Below are 16286 nucleotides of genomic sequence, written 5' to 3'. Positions count from 1 at the left end.
GTCTGGTGGATCAGGGTCGATGGGATTCGTGATCCAGATTGCTCCTGGCAAGGCGGAGGCCCGAGCCGTCGTACCTGGCGTACCCGGTCGGGCCGACAACGCCGCCAGGGGCGATCTGGGCGCGAAGTCCGCGATCATGATCCGCCAGACGCGCCCTAGACTCGAACGATGGCGAGCGCCCGGGACCGCGTGCTGGACTCGTACGAGACGCTGTTGATCGAGCACGGCGCCGGCGCCGTCACCCTCGACGCGGTCGCCGCGGCCGCCGAGGTCTCCAAGGGCGGGCTGCTCTACCACTTCGCGTCCAAGGACGCGCTGACGATCGGACTGCTCGACCGGCTCCGCGAACGCAGCGCCGCCGACGCCGAGGCGATCCGCAGCGCCCCCGACGGCGCCGTCGCCTACTACGTGCACACGTCCGCGCCCGGAGGCGCGGTACCCGGCGGCATCACCCGCACGTACCTGGCCGTGCTGCGGCTGGCCGACGGCACCGCCACCGGCCAGGCCGTGCGCGACGCGCTGGCCGTGGTCGACGCCGACGCCTACGAGGCGCTGCGCGACGAGCTCCACGACCCGGTGCTCGCCTGGCTCGCCCAGCTCGTGGGCGACGGGCTCTACCTGCGCACGCTGACGGGCACCCCGCTCCCGCCCGGCCTCGGCGTGGAGGAGCTGCTCGCACTCATGCGCCGCTACGTCCCGGTCGACGAGCCGGAGTCGTCGGACCGCTGAAGCCCACGCCCATACGAGGCGGCGGCGCGGCCGGCGCACCGGGCCTCTGCACACGTCGGTGCAACAGCAGCTGCCGCCCAGCGCCCCGCCCAGCGTCATGATCAGTGCTGCGGGACTGGAGCGTCACCCGTGTCGCCCCCGCACCGCTGTACTGCTCATGGCAACGCTATACTGCTAGGCAACGCGGTACTGCTCACGGCGCCAACGCCCGCGCCACCGGCCGCAGCCACCGCCATGGCGGATCGAGCGACTGCTGCACCGCCCGCGCGAAGAGCCAGCGCTCGGCGCGCTCCGCATCGACGTCGGCGAGCGCCGCCATCCGCCGCACCGATCCGCGCGGGTCGGCCACCAGCCGGTCCCGGCAGTTGAGCAGGTGCTGGAGCACGTCGTAGGTCGGGTCACCGACGTAGGGCTTCGGGTCGATCAGGAGCCACGGCTCGCGGCGTGCGGCGAGGACGTTGTCGGCGTGCAGATCGGTGACCAGGAGCAGGTGCGGCCCGGCGTCGCGCGGCAGACCGCGAAACAGGTCCATGGCCGCACGGGCGATCCCGGGATCGAGATCGCCAGGTCGGCCGGCGTAGTCCTCGTCGAACGCGTCGGCCCAGGCGTCGCACATCGAGGCCAGCGGCCGGAACGGATGCCCGGCGCCCGGCTCGTGCCACAGCTTGCGCAACAGCGCGGCCACCACCTCGTCCTGCTCGGGTTCCGGGAGCGCGGCGCGCAGCGTGGTGCCGGGAACGCAGCGCTCCAGCAGCAGCGCGGTGGTCGGCCCGTCCACGTGCACGTCGTGCAACCGCACGGCACCGCGCCCATCCCACGCCGCCAGCCCGTCGGCCTCGTGCGCCGACTCGAAGTGCGACCACCCGACCTTGAGCACCACGTCCCGCCCCGAGGCGTCGCGTGCAGGAGCAACCCAGGACGCCACGCCGCCGGGCTGGTACGGCGGACCGACGGTGAGTGACCAGCGCACGGCGAGCGCGCGCACCAGCTCGGGGAGGCGGGCGAGCCAGTCCGTCCGCTCGGGCGAGTCCTCCTGCGCGACCGCGTCGGCGAGTGCCACCGGCAGCGGGAACCTGTCCACGTCCCCATCCTTCTCGGGCGGCCAATCGGATTGCCGCGCCCGAACGGTCCCGAGCCGCCGGGGCACACGCGCGGTGGCTCGCCGCCGAGGGGTACCGCTGTTCGTCGACACCTGTCCGCCTGCATCGCGACGACGTTCATCCGTCAGACGGCTCCGCAGAGCGCTGACCACAGCTTCCCGTCAAGCCGACGAGAAGCAGGCCGTCCGGCCACCCACGTAGTGCCAGGAAAGCCACGTTCCTGTCATCCAACGTCTGGAACGTGGCTTTCCTGACGTTCCGGTGAGGGTCGCGACCTGCCGGTCAGCGGTCCAGGGCAAGCGCCTCCCGGGCGATCACCGGCAGCGGGATCGGGAGCCGGTGCACCGCGACGTTCCAGTACCGCGACTCCGGGTCGCCCGCCCGCCACGCGTTGGCCAGCCGCGTGGCCGCGTCGGCGTCCATCCGCCGGCGCGGGCGCGGCCGCATCCCGCAGCGCTCGCGCACCTCCCGGTCCAGCGCGCGCCAGGCGTCGTCGGCCGTCGTGTGGACGCTGACGGTGGGCGGCCCGTCGGCGTCCCCGACGAGCAGCGTGTACGCGGTCACCACCTCGAACGACATTCCGTGCCCCCTCCCGACGCGGATGCTCCGGCGACGACGTCGGCGCTCTCGACGGAACCAACGCGAGCGGCGGCGCCACGGATACGCAGAATCGTCAGCTCGACACTAATCAGCGTCCGAGCGACACCGACGACATGTTGAACTCCGGCACCCGGACCGGCGGCATCGCGGTGCGCGTGAACCAGTCCTTCCATTCCCGGGGCACCGTGCGCTCGGTGGCGCCGACCTCGCTGCCGCGGCGCAGGACGTCGAGCGGGGAGTAGTTGAAGCGGAAGTTGTGGTCCACCTCGCCCACCACCTCGCCGCCCTCCACCAGGTACACGCCGTCGCGGGTGAGGCCGGTGACCAGCAGCGTGGTCGGGTCGACCAGCCGGATGTACCACAGGCACGTCAACAGCAGGCCGCGCTCGGTGTTCGCCACCATGTCCGCCGTGGTGGCCGCCCCGCCGCCGGTGAGCAGCAGGTTGTCCCCCGCCGGCGTGAACGTCGTGCCGAACTCGGCGGCCTCGGCCCGGGAGTAGGCCAGCTCGCCGATGGCCCCGCCGCGCACCCACTCGACCCGGCGGGTGGGGGCCCCGTTGTCGAAGACGCTGATCCCGTCGCCGGAGCGGCCCGCGGTGAGGAAGGGTTCGTAGTCGAGACCGGCCGCGGACGGGTCGCACGCCAGCATGAGGGGCAGGTCGGTGAGTCGCTCCCCGACGCGCGGGCCGTCGGGTCCGGCGAGCGCGCTGCGCCCCTCCTGCGCGGGCCGCCCGTCCATCGACCACGCCAGGAAGACCATCATGTCGGCCACCGCCGACGGCGGCAGCAGCGTCTCGTACCGGCCCGGCGGCAGGGTGACGCGGCGCCTGCCCCAGTCGAGCCGCCGGGCGGCCTCCGCGGCCAGCGCCACGACGTCCACGTCGGCGAAGTCGACGGTGGAGGCACCGGCCCAGGCGGAGCCGCCGAGGTCGGCAGTCTTGGCGTTGAGCTCCACCGAGCCCGTGGGCTGCACCCAGCGCCTCCGGATGCCGGCGGACGTGCCGAGCCACACGTTCGTCAGCTCGTGGCTGGCGAACCCGTACTGCTTGTTCTTCCCGGCCAGCACCTCGGCGAGCCCGCCGGCCAGCGGCCCGAACACCTCGATCGACGTCTCGACGGCGGGCTCTGCCCACGTGGGGTCCTCGCCCGTGGGCTCGACGAGCGGGGCCGCGTCCCGGGCCGGGCCGGCGTCGCGGGCGGCCGCCTCCGCGGCGCGCACGAGGTCGGCCAGCTGCGTGGTGTCGGTGACCGCGGCGCTGGAGCTGACGATTCCCGCCGCGGTGCCACCCTCGACCGCGACGAACGCGATCACCGTGACGCTGCCGGACGTGGTGTGCCCGTTGGTGGTCATCGTCGAGTTGGCCCAGCGCAGCACTGCCTCGCTGGTCTCCCGGACGAGCACAGCGCAGCCGTGCAGGTGCGTGGCCGCGGCCAGGGTCCGCTCGACGACCTCCTGCGGCGTGAGCACCGGCGTCCCGATCAATGGCCCTCCTCCTGCGTGTTCAGCACCCGGACGCCGCGGAAGCGGGCCGCCGGGCAGCCGTGGCTCACCGCGGCGATCTGGCCCGGCTGCGCCTTCCCGCAGTTCATCGCCCCCTGCAGCTGCCAGGTCGACGCGCCGCCCACCGCGTCGAGCGAGCCCCAGAAGTCGGTGGTGGTGGCCTGGTAGGCCACGTCGCGGAGCTGCCCGGCGAGCCGGCCGTCCTCGATGCGGTAGAAGCGCTGCCCGGTGAACTGGAAGTTGTAGCGCTGCATGTCGATCGACCAGGACTTGTCACCGACGACGTAGATCCCCCGCTCGACGCCGGCGATCAGCTCCTCGGTGCTCGTGTCGCGCGCCGGGTCGGGCTGCAGCGACACGTTCGCCATCCGCTGGATCGGCACGTGGTGCGGCGAGTCGGCGAACGCGCAGCCGTTGCTGCGGTCGAGGCCCAGCCGCGGGGCGAAGGTGCGGTCGAGCTGGTAGCCGACGAGCACACCGTCGCGGACGAGGTCCCACTCGGTGGTGGCGACGCCGTCGTCGTCGAACCCGATGGTCGCCAGGCCGTGGGGCACCGTGCGGTCGCCGGTGACGTGCATGTGCTCCGACCCGTAGCGCAGCGTCCCGAGCTGGTCCGGGGTGGCGAAGCTGGTGCCGGCGTACGCGGCCTCGTAGCCGATCGCGCGGTCGTACTCCGTGGCGTGCCCGACGGACTCGTGGATCGTGAGCCACAGGTTCGTCGGGTCGATGACCAGGTCGTACGCGCCCGCCTCGACGGACGGCACCTTGGTCTTCTCGGCGAGCAGCTCGGGCACGACGGCGAGCTCGGCGTCCCAGTCGAAGCCGTCGCCGGTCAGGTACTCCCAGCCGCGGCCGGCCGGGGCCGCGAGCGACCGCATCGTCTCGAACCCGCCCGCCGCGCGGTCCACGGCCGTGGCAGTGAACTGCGGGTGGACCCGGACCCGCTGCTGGATGGTCGAGGTGCCGGCGAGATCGGCGTAGAACTTGTTCTCCCGCACCTGCGCGACGCCGACGTGGGTGTGGTCCACACCGTCCGCGGCGAGCAGTCGCTGCGACCACTCGGTGAGCAGCTCCACCTTCGCCTTCGTCGGCACGGTGAACGGGTCGACCGCGTACGCCGACACCCACACCGCGTCCGCGTGCACCGGCTCGGCGGCCCGCTCGACCCGCTCGACGGCCACCGGCGCCAGCGTCCTCGCCACCGCGACGGCGCGCTCCGCGGTGTGCGCCGCCCGGGCCGGGGTCAGCTCGACGTGCGAGGCGAAGCCCCACACCCCGTCGACGATCACGCGGACCGCCAGCCCGACGGTCGCCTCGTCGGCCACGCCGGTGACGCTGCCGTCGCGCAGGTCGACCGACTGCGACACGATCCGCTCGACCCTCAGGTCGGCGTGCTCGGCGCCCAGCTCGCGGGCCCTGCTCAGGGCGGCGTCGGCCAGCGCGGCGAGCGGCAGGGCCCGGAACTCCGGATCGATGCGGTCGGAGGACATGCCCGCAACCTATCGGGGCAGCCGCGTCAGGGCGCGAAGCCCGCCTCCGCGCCGCCGAACAGGCCGTCGACGACGCCCCGGCCCGGCTCGGGATCGGGGTCGGGATCGACGTCGGCCTCCCGGACGACGCCGTCGGGACCGATCCGCAGGGCCCGGTCGGCGAAGCCGTCGCCGTCGAGGTCGGTGAGCAGGATCAGGTCGACACCGTCGTCGGTGACGAGCGTGTCCGGCGTGCCGTCGCCGTCGGTGTCGAACCCGCCGGTGACGTCGTCGGGCACATCCCCGGGGCGCCGCTCGCGGTTCACGCCGACCGCCCGGGCCCCGACGACAGCAGCGCCAGCTCGGCGTCCACGCGGGCACGGACAGGGGCGATCGCGGCGTCGAGGGCGGCGCCGGCGGTGTGCTCGAGCTCGACGAGCCGCCTGCCGAGGTCGGCCTCGATCGCGGTTCGGGCGGCCGCGAGGACCTCGTCGACGTGCCGGCGCAGTAGCACCCGCTCGGCCGCTGCCCGCCGCGCTCGCACGGTGGTGATCACGGCGGCGACACCCGCCCCGACCGCCAGCGGGACCAGCGCCCGTCCTCCGAGCGTGGGCAGGCCGAGGAGCGGCAACACCAGCGTGAACCGCAGCGCGATGCCACCGGCCGTACCGGCCGCCACCGACGAGCCCTCACCCGACACCTCCGCCGGGGCCCGCAGGAGGGCCGGGAGGTGGGGCGCGGGAAGCGAGGGCACTCCCGGGTCGGCCCCCCGTTCGGTGGCGATCCGGCGCAGCGCCGGACGCACCTGCGCCACCCAGCGGGTGTGCACCTCGACGGCGACCTCGTCGACGGCGGACGCGAGCATCCCGGGCAGGCGCTGCCGGGCGGCCCGGTCGCCCGCGTCGGCGTACTCCCTCGCCTCCCGCGCCAGCTCGCCGAGCGCGGTGGCGGCATCGGCGGTGGCGGTGAGCCTGCTCAACGCGAGGCAGCTGCGCAGGGCCGCCCGGTGGCCACCGCCGAGTTGTTCCCGCCGGGCGCGCAGCTCGACCCTGCGGGCGCGGACGGCGTCGGCGTACCGGTCGGGCATCCCGGCAGCGTGTCAGTGCTGCGGTCGCCACGGGCCGGAACGGCCGGAACCGTGTGCGATCGCGAACCTGAAGGGCGCTTCGGTGATCTTCAGATCGGGTTCAGGTCGGGACGCGAGCGTGGTGCCGTCCGTTCCACCCGACACCGAGGAGCACATCCCGATGCGCATCCGCACCCTGGCCGCCGCGGCACTCGTCGCGGCCGGCCTGACCGTTTCCCTGGCCGGCGCAGCCGGCGCCGCCGAGCCCGGCGGCCCCGATCCCCGGCCGGTGATCCTCACCTGCGAGGACGGCAGGGTCGAGACCCGCCCCGCCACCGACGCCGAGCTCGCCGAGCTCGAAGCCGTTCCGCCTCGGATGGTCCACCGAACCGAGGCCGTGCAGGCGATCGCGCCCACCGGTCGCGGCGGGCACGTGGCGGTCGCCCCCGAAGCCGCCGAGCGCGGCACGGCCGTCGCCGTGGCCCCGGCCGCCGTGGCCCTCGAGGGCGCTTTCGACGATACCGAGTGCGTCGAAGGCGCCGCGGGGATCGTGCGCATCACGAGCTCGGGCGGGGCCGCAGTTCGCGCCGTCGAGGCCCGCCCCACCGAGTAGCCCTGGGCGACCGGCTCGCGGGCCGCGCCGAACAGGGGGCGGCGCGGCCCGCATTCCCGGGCGCCGGAAAAGGAATCGGCGCTTCGGGCAACCCCTCCGGCGGCACATGCGTCTCCAGATCGTGAGCACCGATCCGCCGCGGGCCCGGCCGGCAGCCGCAGACGCGCCTCCTACGGCGTCGCTCCCACGCCTCGACGACCCCGGCCACAGCGGCGATCGGTGGAGAAACCGCTGGTACACGGGCCGGGAGCCGCTCGCGTCCGAGGCCCGGCGCGTACCCCCATCCGGGCGGTGCGCCCCCGAACACCCGCAACCCGCCCGGGACGACCTCGTTGTCCCGATCGAGCGGACCTGTCTGGAGGTTGTGTGAGCGCCGTTTCACCCGCCCGTCCGGCCATCCCCGAGGGCCAGGCGCACTTCGTGCCGCCCCACGAGGCCGGCGTACACGGGCTCCGCAGACCACGCCCGCGTCCGCAGCCGACGCGCACCCCGTACCCGGCCGTCTCGGTGGTCGTGCCGACGCGGAACGAGGCGCGCAACCTGGAGATCATCCTGCCCGCGATCGCCGCGGTGCGGCCGTCGGTCCACGAGATCATCGTGGTCGACGGGAACTCGACCGACGGCTCCCTCGAGGTCGCCCAGCGCGTCCTGCCGTGGGTGCGCACGATCAACCAGACCCGCAAGGGCAAGGGCAACGCCATGGCCTGCGGGTTCGCGGCGGCCACCGGCGACGTCATCGTGATGTTCGACGCCGACGGCTCAGCCGACCCCGCCGAGATCCCGGCCTTCGTCGACGCGCTCGTGCAGGGTGCCGACTTCGCCAAGGGCAGCCGGTTCACCAGCGGCGGCGGCAGCGACGACATCACCCTGCTGCGCAAGACCGGCAACGCCGGCCTCAACGGCGTCGCCAACGCGCTGTTCGGCACCAACTACACCGACCTCTGCTACGGCTACAACGCGTTCTGGGCCGACCTCCTGCCGGTGCTGGAGCTGCCCCCGGTCGACGCCCCCGCGCCCAGCGAGGGCATGCTGTGGGGCGACGGCTTCGAGATCGAGACGGTGCTCAACTGCCGCATCGCCGCGGCCGGCCTGAAGATCACGGAGGTGCCGTCGATCGAACGTCAGCGGATGTTCGGCGACACCAACCTCCGCACCTTCGCCGACGGCACCCGGGTGCTGCGTACGCTCCTGGCCGAGCACCGGCGAGCCGACCGCCGCAAGTCCGACCGCCGCTAGCCCCGTGCTTCGCACATGAGGGAGGTTGGGATCGGCCGAGCGAGTCGGCTTGATCATTCTATCGGGTGGTGGCATACCCGACGGGTGCGCGGGCAGCAGGTCAGGTATGGGCAGCCGTCGGTGGAGAAGGCGTTGGGTGCGCTGCCGGTAGTGGCGGAGTACTGCCGGCGGCTGGACCTGGCGGGGATCGTGGATCGGGCGTGTCCGATCCGGGAGGATGTCGCGATCCTGACGCACGGCCAGGTGATCGAGGCGCTGGTGGCGAACCGGCTGAGTTCGCCGACGCCGCTGTGGCGGGTCAGCGATTGGGCGCGCGAGTGGGCGGTGGACGAGGCGTTCGGGATCGAGGCGGCCGCGCTGAATGACGACCGGATCGGCCGGGCGTTGGACGCGATCGCGCCGGAGTTGGATCACATCGTCGGCTCGGTGGGCGCGCAGGCGATCGCCGCGTTCGGGGTGGATGTGTCGCGGCTGCACTGGGACATGACCTCGATCTCGCTGTACGGGGCGTATTGCGACACCGACCCGGACCATCCCGCACCGCGGTTCGGGCACCCGAAGGACCGCCGCCCGGATTTGAAGCAGATCCAGACCGGGTTGGCGGTCACCGCCGATGGCGCGGTCCCGGTGTTTCACCGCGCCTATGACGGCGGGGCCGGTGAGGTGTCCCAGGTCGTCGGGGCGATGCAGGAGTGTCGGAAGATCGCCGGGCGGCGGCGGTTTCTGCTGGTCGGTGACTCAAAGCTGGTGTCGTATGCGAACTTGCGTGACATGATCGCCGCTGGGGTGGAATTCATCGCCCCGGCGTCCAAGACCTATGTCAGCGCCGCGGAGTTGGCCGGCCTGGACGTGGAGTCGGCCCTGCAGGTGGACTACGTGGCCGCCCGCGACGAGAACACCCCCGCCGCCCAGCGGGGTCGGTGGCGGGTCGTCGAGGGCCCCATCACGATCAGCGGGCGGCGCAAGCGCGACCCGGTGCTGGGGCTGCGGCGGGTGTTCGTGCACTCCAGCGCCCGGGCCGGGGCCGCGGCGACCGCGCGGGCCAAGAAGCTCGCCCGGGCCCGCGACGACCTGGACCGCCTCGGCCGCGGGCTCGGCTCGCGGCACTACCCCGACCCGGACGCGGTGGCCGCCCGTGTCGCGGCGATCGCCCGCGAACGCCGAGTGAGTGCCTATCTGCGCACCGAGGTCGGCACCGACCCAGCGACCGGGAAACCTGCGCTGTCGTGGCATTTCGACGACCACGCGGTGGCCGCCGAAGCCGCCACCGACGGCTGGTACGCGTTACTGACCAACCTGGGCGCCGACGTTCCCGCCGCCGACGTGCTGCGCCGCTACAAAGGCCAAGAAGCCGTGGAACGCCGCTACGGCGCGTTCAAAGGGCCCTTGGCCGTCGCGCCCATGTTTCTGCACAACAACCGGCGGATCACCGCGTTGATCACGGTGATCTGCCTCGCGCTGCTGGTGTTCTGTCTCGTCGAACGCGCCGTGCGTCAGGCGATCGCCCCGGCCACACAACTGGATCAGATCCAGGCGGGCCGGGCAGCCACACCCACCGGGAAACTCATCTTCCAAGCCCTGACCGGGCTGCGATTGATCCCCGCGACCGGCGGCCGACCGGCCACCATCCCGCAACCCACCCCGCTACAGGCACGTCTTCTGCACCTACTTGACGTCGATCCCACCACCCCACCATGATCAACAGAACCGGCGAATCTCCGGGTCAGCCCACCCGCCCCCATGTGCGAAACGCCCGGCTAGCCCCGGCGGTCGCCCAGCCTGCCGAAGGAGACCGCCCCGTGAGTACCCCCGCCGTCACGGCGACCGTCGTGATCTGCGTCTACACCGAGAAGCGGTGGGACGACATCGTAGGTGCGGTGGACTCGGTCGCCGCGCAGGACATCCGCGCTGCGGAGACGCTCGTCATCGTCGACCACAACGCCGCGCTGCTCTCGCGCGCGCAGCAGACGTTCGGGCCGCAGGGCGTGCGGGTGCTCCCGAACGCGCACAAGCAAGGGCTGTCCGGGGCGCGCAACACCGCGATCGCGGAGGCCGCCGGTGAGGTCGTCGTGTTCCTCGACGACGACGCCGCGGCCCGGCCCGGCTGGCTGGCCGCCCTGCTGGCGCCGTACAGCGACCCCACGGTCGTCGCCGTGGGCGGGGTCGCCCACCCCCGGTGGCCCACCAACCGCCCGCGCGTCCTGCCGGGCAGCGCGCCCTACGACCCGAACGCCACCGGCGAGCTCGACTGGATCGTCGGGTGCACCTACACGGGGCAGCCGATGCAGCAGGCCGAGGTGCGCAACCTCATGGGCTGCAACATGTCGTTCCGGCGCGAGGTGTTCGACCGCGTGGGCGGCTTCGCCGAGGACATCGGCCGCATCGGCAAGAACCCGTTGGGCTGCGAGGAGACCGAGCTCTGCATCCGCGCCCGGCAGGCCTACCAGCGGGCCGGTGAGAAGATCCGGATCGTCTTCGAGCCGCGGGCCGCGGTCGACCACCGCGTCAGCGCCGACCGCATCGAGTGGGCGTACCTGCGCCGCCGCAGCTGGGCCGAGGGGCTGTCGAAGGCCGCCGTGTCCAAGCTGGTGGGCAGCGACGACGCTCTGTCCACCGAGCGCAGCTACGTGGCGAAGGTCCTGCCGTCGGCCGTCGTCCGCGAGCTGCGCGAGGGCCGGGTCTCGTCGGCGGCAGCGGTCGTCACCGCGCTGGCCTGCACCAGCGCCGGGTACCTGCGCGGCAAGCTGCCCGGCGCCACGGCGGGCGTGCGGCTCCCCGCCGCGGGCGCGTCCGCCCCGGCCACCCCGAACGCGGGTGGCTGAGCCCGGAGCGACCCGCCCGCACCGGCAGATCACCAGCTTCGTCCACCACCGCAGCCGGCTCACCGAGGGTCAGCAGCACGCCTGGGACCGCTGGTGGCCGGTGCGCGGCCGCGACGTCGCCGACCTGTTGAGCGGCGCCGAACCCTACGACCCGCCGGCGTGGTTCGGGCGGGTCGCGCCACTCGTGCTGGAGATCGGGTCCGGCATGGGCGAGTCGACGGCGGCGTTGGCCGCGGCCGCCCCGGACGTGGACCACATCGCCGTCGAGGTGTTCGAGCCCGGGCTCGCCCAACTGCTCATGCGGATCGCCGACGCCGAGCTGACCAACGTCGCGCTGCTGCGCGGCGACGCCGTCGCGCTGCTGAAGGAGCGGGTGCCGCCCGCGTCGCTCAGCGGTGTCCGGATCTTCTTCCCGGACCCGTGGCCCAAGCGCAAGCACCGCAAGCGCCGGCTCGTGCAGCCCGACTTCGTCGCGCTCGCGGCATCGCGGCTGCAGCCCGGCGGCACCCTGCACCTCGCCACCGACTGGGACGACTACGCCACGCAGATGCGCTCCGTCTGCGACGGCGAGCCGCTGCTGGAGAACACCGCCGCGGACCAGCCGGGCGGTTGGGCACCGCGCCCCGAGTGGCGACCGGTCACGAAGTTCGAGCAGCGCGCGCGGATCGAGGGCCGGGACGTGCACGACCTGATGTACCGCCGCCGCCCCTGACCCCACCCCGCGAGTCGCCCAATTCCGCCCCCCGAGTCGCCCCCTTCCGACCCGCGAGTCGCCCGATTCCGCCCCCCGAGTCGCCCGACTCCGCCCCCGAGTCGCCCCCTTCCGACCCGCGAGTCGCCCGGGTTCGACACGCGAGCCGCCCGGGTTCGACCCGCGAGTCGCCCGATTCCGCCCCGCGAGTCGGGACGAACCGGCGGGCGAGCCGGCACCAACTGGCGGGCGAGTCGGCACAAGGTGGCGGGCGAGTCGGCACGAAATGGCCCGTCGGGGTCTGGGGTCGGCCCTGTCAGATCGGCGCCGGCAGCCCGGGCACCTGGCGGGTCCGCCCGCGGAACTCGGCCACGACCTCGTCCCCGGCCCGGACGGTCACGTCGTACAGCCCGGACCGTCCGGTCATCGCCCGCTCCACCGCCTCGGCCTCGAGCTCGGAGCCGAGCGCGACGGGTCGCAGGAAGGCGATGTCGGCCCCGGACGCGACGGCCGAGGTGCCGTGGCTGTTCGAGGCGTAGGCGAGCGCGGCATCGGCGAGCAGGAACAGGTACCCGCCGTGGCAGATGCCGTGCCCGTTCACGTGGCGCGGCTCCACCGTCATGGCGACGCGCGCCCGGCCCGGCCCGACGTCGAGCAGCCGCACGCCCGCCGACCGCCCCGCCCCGTCGGCGCGGTACATCGCGTCGGCGGTGCGGGTGGCGACCTTCTGCGGGTCGGTCGCCTCAGTGCTGTCCGTTCGCTCCGGCAAGCTGCGCTCAGCCACGGCTGATCCACGTCTCGTGCAGGTGCCGCGAGCGCAGGCCGTGCGGGGCCGCAGGATCCCGGTCGAGAAGTGCGGTGCTGCGGCGGCCGCTGGGCGCACCCGCCCCGTTCTGCCATTCCTCGTAGGTCGCGACCACACACTCCCTGTCGGCGCGCACGACGTCGACGTCGACGTCGGCGATCCGGATCGTCAGTCCCGGCGCGGAACCGTGCGCGCCCTCGAACCCGCGGAACAACTCGTCGCGCCGCAGGAGGGCGCCGTCCGGGGTGACCATCGTGAACTGCTCGGCGTGCGCGTCGGCGAACGCCGCGAACACCGCCGGGGTGCGCGGAGCGCTGCCCGTGAGCCAGGCCGCGATCGTCCGGTGCAGCTGGTCCACCTGCGCGGCGCACCGTTCGCACAACGCCTCCGCGCTCTCGTCCATCACGCCGAATGCTAACCGGCGCAGGAGGATAGGGTCGGCGCATGATCCCGACCACCCCGACGGGTCCGGCCCCGCGCGTGCTGCTGGTCTGGGACGCGCCCAACATGGACATGAGCCTCGGTTCCCTGCTCGGCGCCCGGCCCACGTCGGCGTTCCGCCCCCGGTTCGACGCGGTCGGCCGGTGGCTGCTCGACCTCGCCGGTCCGGAAGCGATCGCCGAGGCAACCGTGTTCACCAACGTGGTGCCCGGCAGCACCGAGGTCGTGCGGCCGTGGGTGGAGGCGCTGCGCAACGTCGGCTTCGCCGTCTTCGCCAAGCCCAAGGTCAGCGAAGACTCCGACGTGGACGACGACATGCTCGCCCACATCCGGCTCCGGGCGGGCGAGGGCGCCCTGCAGCACGTCGTGGTGGCCTCCGGCGACGGCCGCGCGTTCCGCGAGCCCCTCGAGGACCTGGAACGGCAGGGCACCGGCGTCACGGTGATCGGGTTCCGGGAGCACGCGAGCTTCGCGCTCACCTCCGACGTCATCGAGTTCATCGACCTCGAGGACATCGAGGGCGTCTTCCGCGAGCCGCTGCCCCGCATCACGCTCGACTCCCTGCCCGACACCGGCGCGTGGCTGCCGCCGTTCCGGTCGCTGCGGTCGCTGCTCGAACCGCGCCGATGACGTTCCGGCTCACCGCTCCCGTCGTGCTGCCGTGCGACGCGGAGTGCTCCGTGCTGCGCGACGCCGTGGTGGACGTGGCGGCCGACGGGCGGATCGCCTGGATGGGGCCGCGCGCGGAGGCGCCGGTGAGCGACGCCCCGGTGCACGCGCTGTCAGGGGCGTTGCTCCCCGGGCTCGTCAACACGCACGCGCACACCCCGATGACCCTGCTGCGCGGCATGGGCGGGGACCTGCCCCTGATGCCGTGGCTGCAGGACGTGATCTGGCCCGCCGAGGGCCGGCTCCGCGCCGCCGATGTGCACGCCGGCATGACGTCGGGCTGCATCGAGCTGCTGCGCACGGGCTGCACCACCAGCGTCGAGATGTACTTCTTCACCGACGCCCTGATCGACGCGGTCTCGGCCGTCGGGTCCCGGGTCGTGCTGACGCCGGGGATCATCGCGGCACCGGGCTGGGACCGGATCGGCACGTGGGAGCAGATGCGCGACGCCGTGTCGGCGCGGATCGACGCCGTCGGGCTGCGGTCGGGGCCCGGCGACCGCATCGAGCTCGGCTACGGGCCGCACGCGGCGTACACGCTGGAGCCGCACGCGCTGGCGTCGATCGGTGAGCACGCCCGCGAGCGCGGCGCGCTCCTGCACATCCACGTCGCCGAGGCCGCCGAGGAGGACGCCGTTCAGCGCGCGTCGCACGGCTCGGTGCCCGCCCTCCTGGACGAGGTCGGCGTGCTGGACGGCCGGATGCTCGCGGCGCACGGCGTGCACCTGTCCGACGCCGACATCACCCTGTTCGCCGCGCGCGACACGGCCGTGGCGCACTGCCCCGGTTCCAACGCGAAGCTCGCCGCCGGCATCGCCCGGACGGCGGCGCTGCGGCGGGCCGGGGTGCGGCTGGGGCTCGGCACCGACGGCCCCGCTTCGGGCGACGACCTGGACCTCTGGGCCGAAGCCCGGCTCGCCGGCCTGCTCGCCCGCGTGACCAGCGGCGACGCCGCGGAGCTCACGGCCGCGGAGCTGCTGCTCATGGCCACCCGCGACGGTGCCGCGGCCATCGGGCGCGACGACCTGGGCGTGCTGGAGCCGGGCCGCTGGGCCGACCTGGTGCACGTCGACCTCGACGACCCGGCCTTCGTCGCGCCGGAGGACGACGCGCAGCTGCTGTCCAACCTCGTGTGGGCGGCCGGATCCCGGGTCGTCCGGGACGTATGGGTGGCGGGGGACCAGGTGCTCGCCGACCGCGAGCCCACCAGAGTGGACCGCGCGGACGCGACGAAGGCCCTGCGCGCCGCGGCCGCCCGCCTCCACCCCTGATCCGCGAGTCGCCCCTTCCCGACACGCGAGTCGCCAGTGTTCGCCCAACGTGTCGCCCGCAATTGACAACCGAGTCGCCCGTACGGGTCACTTGATCCTGGTCAGCCGCCGCGCGAGTCACGATGCCGGCGCGCCCGCAGCGCCCCGACCACACGTCCGCGGGGGTAGGCGCCACGCCTGCGGAACGCGTCCGCAAGCTCACGTTCCATGCGGCTGGTGTTCGCCAGGTCCTCGGCTCGGACGATGACGACGATCCAGCCTCGGCGCTCGAGGTCCCGGGTCCGGGCGTCGTCCCGGTCCTGGCGTTCGGCATGAGCGGCGTGTCCGTTGTACTCGACCGCGATACGCAGCTTCGGCCAGCACTGGTCGAGCTCGTACAAGGGCTGCCCGTCGATCGTGGGCACCCAGTAGTTCACCTCGGGCACCGGGAAGCCGAGGTCGACGATCGACCAGAGCAGCCAGCTCTCGGCCGGCGACCGCGCACGACCGGTGGCGAGTTGCAGCAGTCGCTCGGCGATCCGGGTGCCCCGGATGTCCGGCCGTTGGCGGACCCGTCGCAGGAGCTCGGCGCGGAAGGCTTCGCGCGCCGCGTCCTCCTCCACCGCGGCCAGGGCCTGATCGACGACGGCGAGCGCGTCCTGCGGCCGGGCGGTGCACAGGAGATCGCTGACGACGCGTTCGATGCAGAGAACCGGGAGGCCGTGCACGACGGTCCGGTCGGCGTCGAGCAACTGTCCGTTGTGCACCACGAGGCCGGGGCGGGTCCGTTTCTTGCTCCGGTAGGGCACCGCGATGTGCACCGGCGTCGGCTCCATCGCAGTGAGGCCGTGCAGGAACGCGGCGGTGGGGCCGGTGATCACCGCGTCCGGCCCGGACGCGAGCCAACCGGCTGTGATCATCGTGAACGGCTCGGCCGCCCGCGTCGGATCCACGAGAACACCTGGCCACGGCGAGGCGATCTCACCGTGGCTCAGGGCGGTGCGCAACCGCCTCTCACCCAGGACCCGGACCGCCTCACGCCGCAGGCACGCACCCGCACCGTCCACCTCCGTCGGAAACATGACATGACGGTCGCGCAGCACCGCCATGATCGAGCGACGTCTTGTCGAGCTGTGGACAAGCCGGAAGCGATGTGGACAACTCCGGCTAGAGCGTGTCCCGTGGATCATGCGGGTGGGCTGCGGTAGATCTCTTCTGTGCTTGATCGCCACGACTTGACCGACGCGGAGTGGGCACGGCTGGAGCCGTTGCTGCCCGACCGGACACCGCGACG

General features: G+C 73.5%; 17 protein-coding genes. 8 read left to right on the top strand and 9 right to left on the bottom strand.

Annotation, left to right across the window (positions count from 1 at the left end; genetic code table 11):
• Positions 1–168: 168 nt before the first annotated feature.
• Entirely contained in the window at positions 169–729 is a 561-nt protein-coding gene (locus KME75_RS45275; protein ID WP_219418730.1) for a TetR family transcriptional regulator, read from the top strand.
• Between the two features lie 193 nt (positions 730–922).
• Here the strand turns inward: KME75_RS45275 and KME75_RS32300 are convergent, their stop codons facing one another.
• From KME75_RS32300 to KME75_RS32275, 6 genes are all read right to left on the bottom strand, one after another.
• Positions 923–1810, bottom strand: a complete 888-nt coding sequence (locus KME75_RS32300; RefSeq protein ID WP_219418729.1) for an aminoglycoside phosphotransferase family protein — start codon at positions 1808–1810, stop codon at positions 923–925.
• Positions 1811–2111: 301 nt separating this feature from the next.
• Positions 2112–2408, bottom strand: coding sequence for a hypothetical protein (locus tag KME75_RS32295; RefSeq protein WP_219418728.1), 297 nt, complete (start codon positions 2406–2408; stop codon positions 2112–2114).
• Between the two features lie 109 nt (positions 2409–2517).
• A complete protein-coding gene (locus tag KME75_RS32290) occupies positions 2518–3912 on the bottom strand; it encodes a metallopeptidase TldD-related protein (protein ID WP_219418727.1) in 1395 nt (464 codons plus the stop codon).
• The gene (locus KME75_RS32285) at positions 3909–5420 is read right to left on the bottom strand and encodes a TldD/PmbA family protein (RefSeq protein WP_219418726.1); all 1512 of its coding nucleotides are present in this window, start codon (positions 5418–5420) and stop codon (positions 3909–3911) included. Before KME75_RS32285 ends, KME75_RS32290 begins: the two co-directional genes overlap by 4 nt.
• Before the next feature lie 26 nt (positions 5421–5446).
• Positions 5447–5725: a hypothetical protein gene (locus tag KME75_RS32280; protein WP_219418725.1), complete on the bottom strand. Its 279-nt coding sequence runs from the start codon at positions 5723–5725 to the stop codon at positions 5447–5449.
• On the bottom strand, positions 5722–6486 hold the full coding sequence (locus KME75_RS32275) for a hypothetical protein (RefSeq protein ID WP_219418724.1): 765 nt from the start codon (positions 6484–6486) through the stop codon (positions 5722–5724). The genes KME75_RS32280 and KME75_RS32275 overlap by 4 nt, the downstream gene beginning before the upstream one ends.
• A gap of 160 nt (positions 6487–6646) precedes the next feature.
• Here KME75_RS32275 and KME75_RS32270 point away from each other — a divergent pair, with 160 nt between their 5' ends.
• The 5 genes from KME75_RS32270 to trmB all read left to right on the top strand — a co-directional run bounded on the left by KME75_RS32270 (position 6647) and on the right by trmB (position 11848).
• On the top strand, positions 6647–7078 hold the full coding sequence (locus KME75_RS32270) for a hypothetical protein (protein ID WP_219418723.1): 432 nt from the start codon (positions 6647–6649) through the stop codon (positions 7076–7078).
• Positions 7079–7444: 366 nt separating this feature from the next.
• Positions 7445–8314 (top strand): glycosyltransferase family 2 protein, encoded by an 870-nt coding sequence (locus tag KME75_RS32265; protein WP_308283282.1) that lies wholly within the window; start codon positions 7445–7447, stop codon positions 8312–8314.
• Positions 8315–8434: 120 nt separating this feature from the next.
• Entirely contained in the window at positions 8435–10012 is a 1578-nt protein-coding gene (locus KME75_RS32260; protein WP_308283281.1) for an IS1634 family transposase, read from the top strand.
• Between the two features lie 101 nt (positions 10013–10113).
• Positions 10114–11136 carry a glycosyltransferase family 2 protein gene (locus KME75_RS32255; RefSeq protein WP_308283280.1) on the top strand — a complete coding sequence of 341 codons (1023 nt, stop codon included), beginning with the start codon at positions 10114–10116 and terminating at the stop codon, positions 11134–11136.
• Positions 11129–11848 (top strand): tRNA (guanosine(46)-N7)-methyltransferase TrmB, encoded by a 720-nt coding sequence (gene trmB / locus KME75_RS32250; protein ID WP_219418721.1) that lies wholly within the window; start codon positions 11129–11131, stop codon positions 11846–11848. Before KME75_RS32255 ends, trmB begins: the two co-directional genes overlap by 8 nt.
• A 295-nt stretch (positions 11849–12143) precedes the next feature.
• Here the strand turns inward: trmB and paaI are convergent, their stop codons facing one another.
• Together paaI and KME75_RS32240 are read right to left on the bottom strand one after the other, a co-directional pair.
• Positions 12144–12611 carry a hydroxyphenylacetyl-CoA thioesterase PaaI gene (gene paaI / locus KME75_RS32245; protein ID WP_372452720.1) on the bottom strand — a complete coding sequence of 156 codons (468 nt, stop codon included), beginning with the start codon at positions 12609–12611 and terminating at the stop codon, positions 12144–12146.
• Complete coding sequence (locus KME75_RS32240) at positions 12604–13035, bottom strand: DUF4440 domain-containing protein (protein ID WP_219418720.1); 432 nt, start codon at positions 13033–13035, stop codon at positions 12604–12606. The genes paaI and KME75_RS32240 overlap by 8 nt, the downstream gene beginning before the upstream one ends.
• Before the next feature lie 41 nt (positions 13036–13076).
• Here KME75_RS32240 and KME75_RS32235 point away from each other — a divergent pair, with 41 nt between their 5' ends.
• Together KME75_RS32235 and KME75_RS32230 are read left to right on the top strand one after the other, a co-directional pair.
• Entirely contained in the window at positions 13077–13703 is a 627-nt protein-coding gene (locus KME75_RS32235) for an NYN domain-containing protein (RefSeq protein WP_219418719.1), read from the top strand.
• A complete protein-coding gene (locus KME75_RS32230; RefSeq protein ID WP_219418718.1) occupies positions 13700–15013 on the top strand; it encodes an amidohydrolase family protein in 1314 nt (437 codons plus the stop codon). The genes KME75_RS32235 and KME75_RS32230 overlap by 4 nt, the downstream gene beginning before the upstream one ends.
• Positions 15014–15114: 101 nt before the next feature.
• Here KME75_RS32230 and KME75_RS32225 read toward each other — a convergent pair whose 3' ends face one another.
• Positions 15115–15945 carry a type IV toxin-antitoxin system AbiEi family antitoxin gene (locus KME75_RS32225; RefSeq protein WP_219418717.1) on the bottom strand — a complete coding sequence of 277 codons (831 nt, stop codon included), beginning with the start codon at positions 15943–15945 and terminating at the stop codon, positions 15115–15117.
• Positions 15946–16286: the final 341 nt, after the last annotated feature.

The sequence above is a fragment of the Pseudonocardia nigra genome, from assembly GCF_019396355.1.
GTDB classification, from domain to species: Bacteria; Actinomycetota; Actinomycetes; order Mycobacteriales; family Pseudonocardiaceae; genus Pseudonocardia; species Pseudonocardia nigra.
This window is presented reverse-complemented; position numbering and strand designations above follow the sequence as displayed.

Coding starts and splice junctions, on each gene's coding strand:
- KME75_RS32270 (WP_219418723.1), top strand. CDS start 6,647: ATGCGCATCCGCACCCTGGCCGCCGCGGCACTCGTCGCGGCCGGCCTG.
- KME75_RS32240 (WP_219418720.1), bottom strand. CDS start 13,035: ATGGACGAGAGCGCGGAGGCGTTGTGCGAACGGTGCGCCGCGCAGGTG.
- KME75_RS32235 (WP_219418719.1), top strand. CDS start 13,077: ATGATCCCGACCACCCCGACGGGTCCGGCCCCGCGCGTGCTGCTGGTC.
- KME75_RS32230 (WP_219418718.1), top strand. CDS start 13,700: ATGACGTTCCGGCTCACCGCTCCCGTCGTGCTGCCGTGCGACGCGGAG.
- KME75_RS32275 (WP_219418724.1), bottom strand. CDS start 6,486: ATGCCCGACCGGTACGCCGACGCCGTCCGCGCCCGCAGGGTCGAGCTG.
- KME75_RS32295 (WP_219418728.1), bottom strand. CDS start 2,408: ATGTCGTTCGAGGTGGTGACCGCGTACACGCTGCTCGTCGGGGACGCC.
- KME75_RS32285 (WP_219418726.1), bottom strand. CDS start 5,420: ATGTCCTCCGACCGCATCGATCCGGAGTTCCGGGCCCTGCCGCTCGCC.
- KME75_RS45275 (WP_219418730.1), top strand. CDS start 169: ATGGCGAGCGCCCGGGACCGCGTGCTGGACTCGTACGAGACGCTGTTG.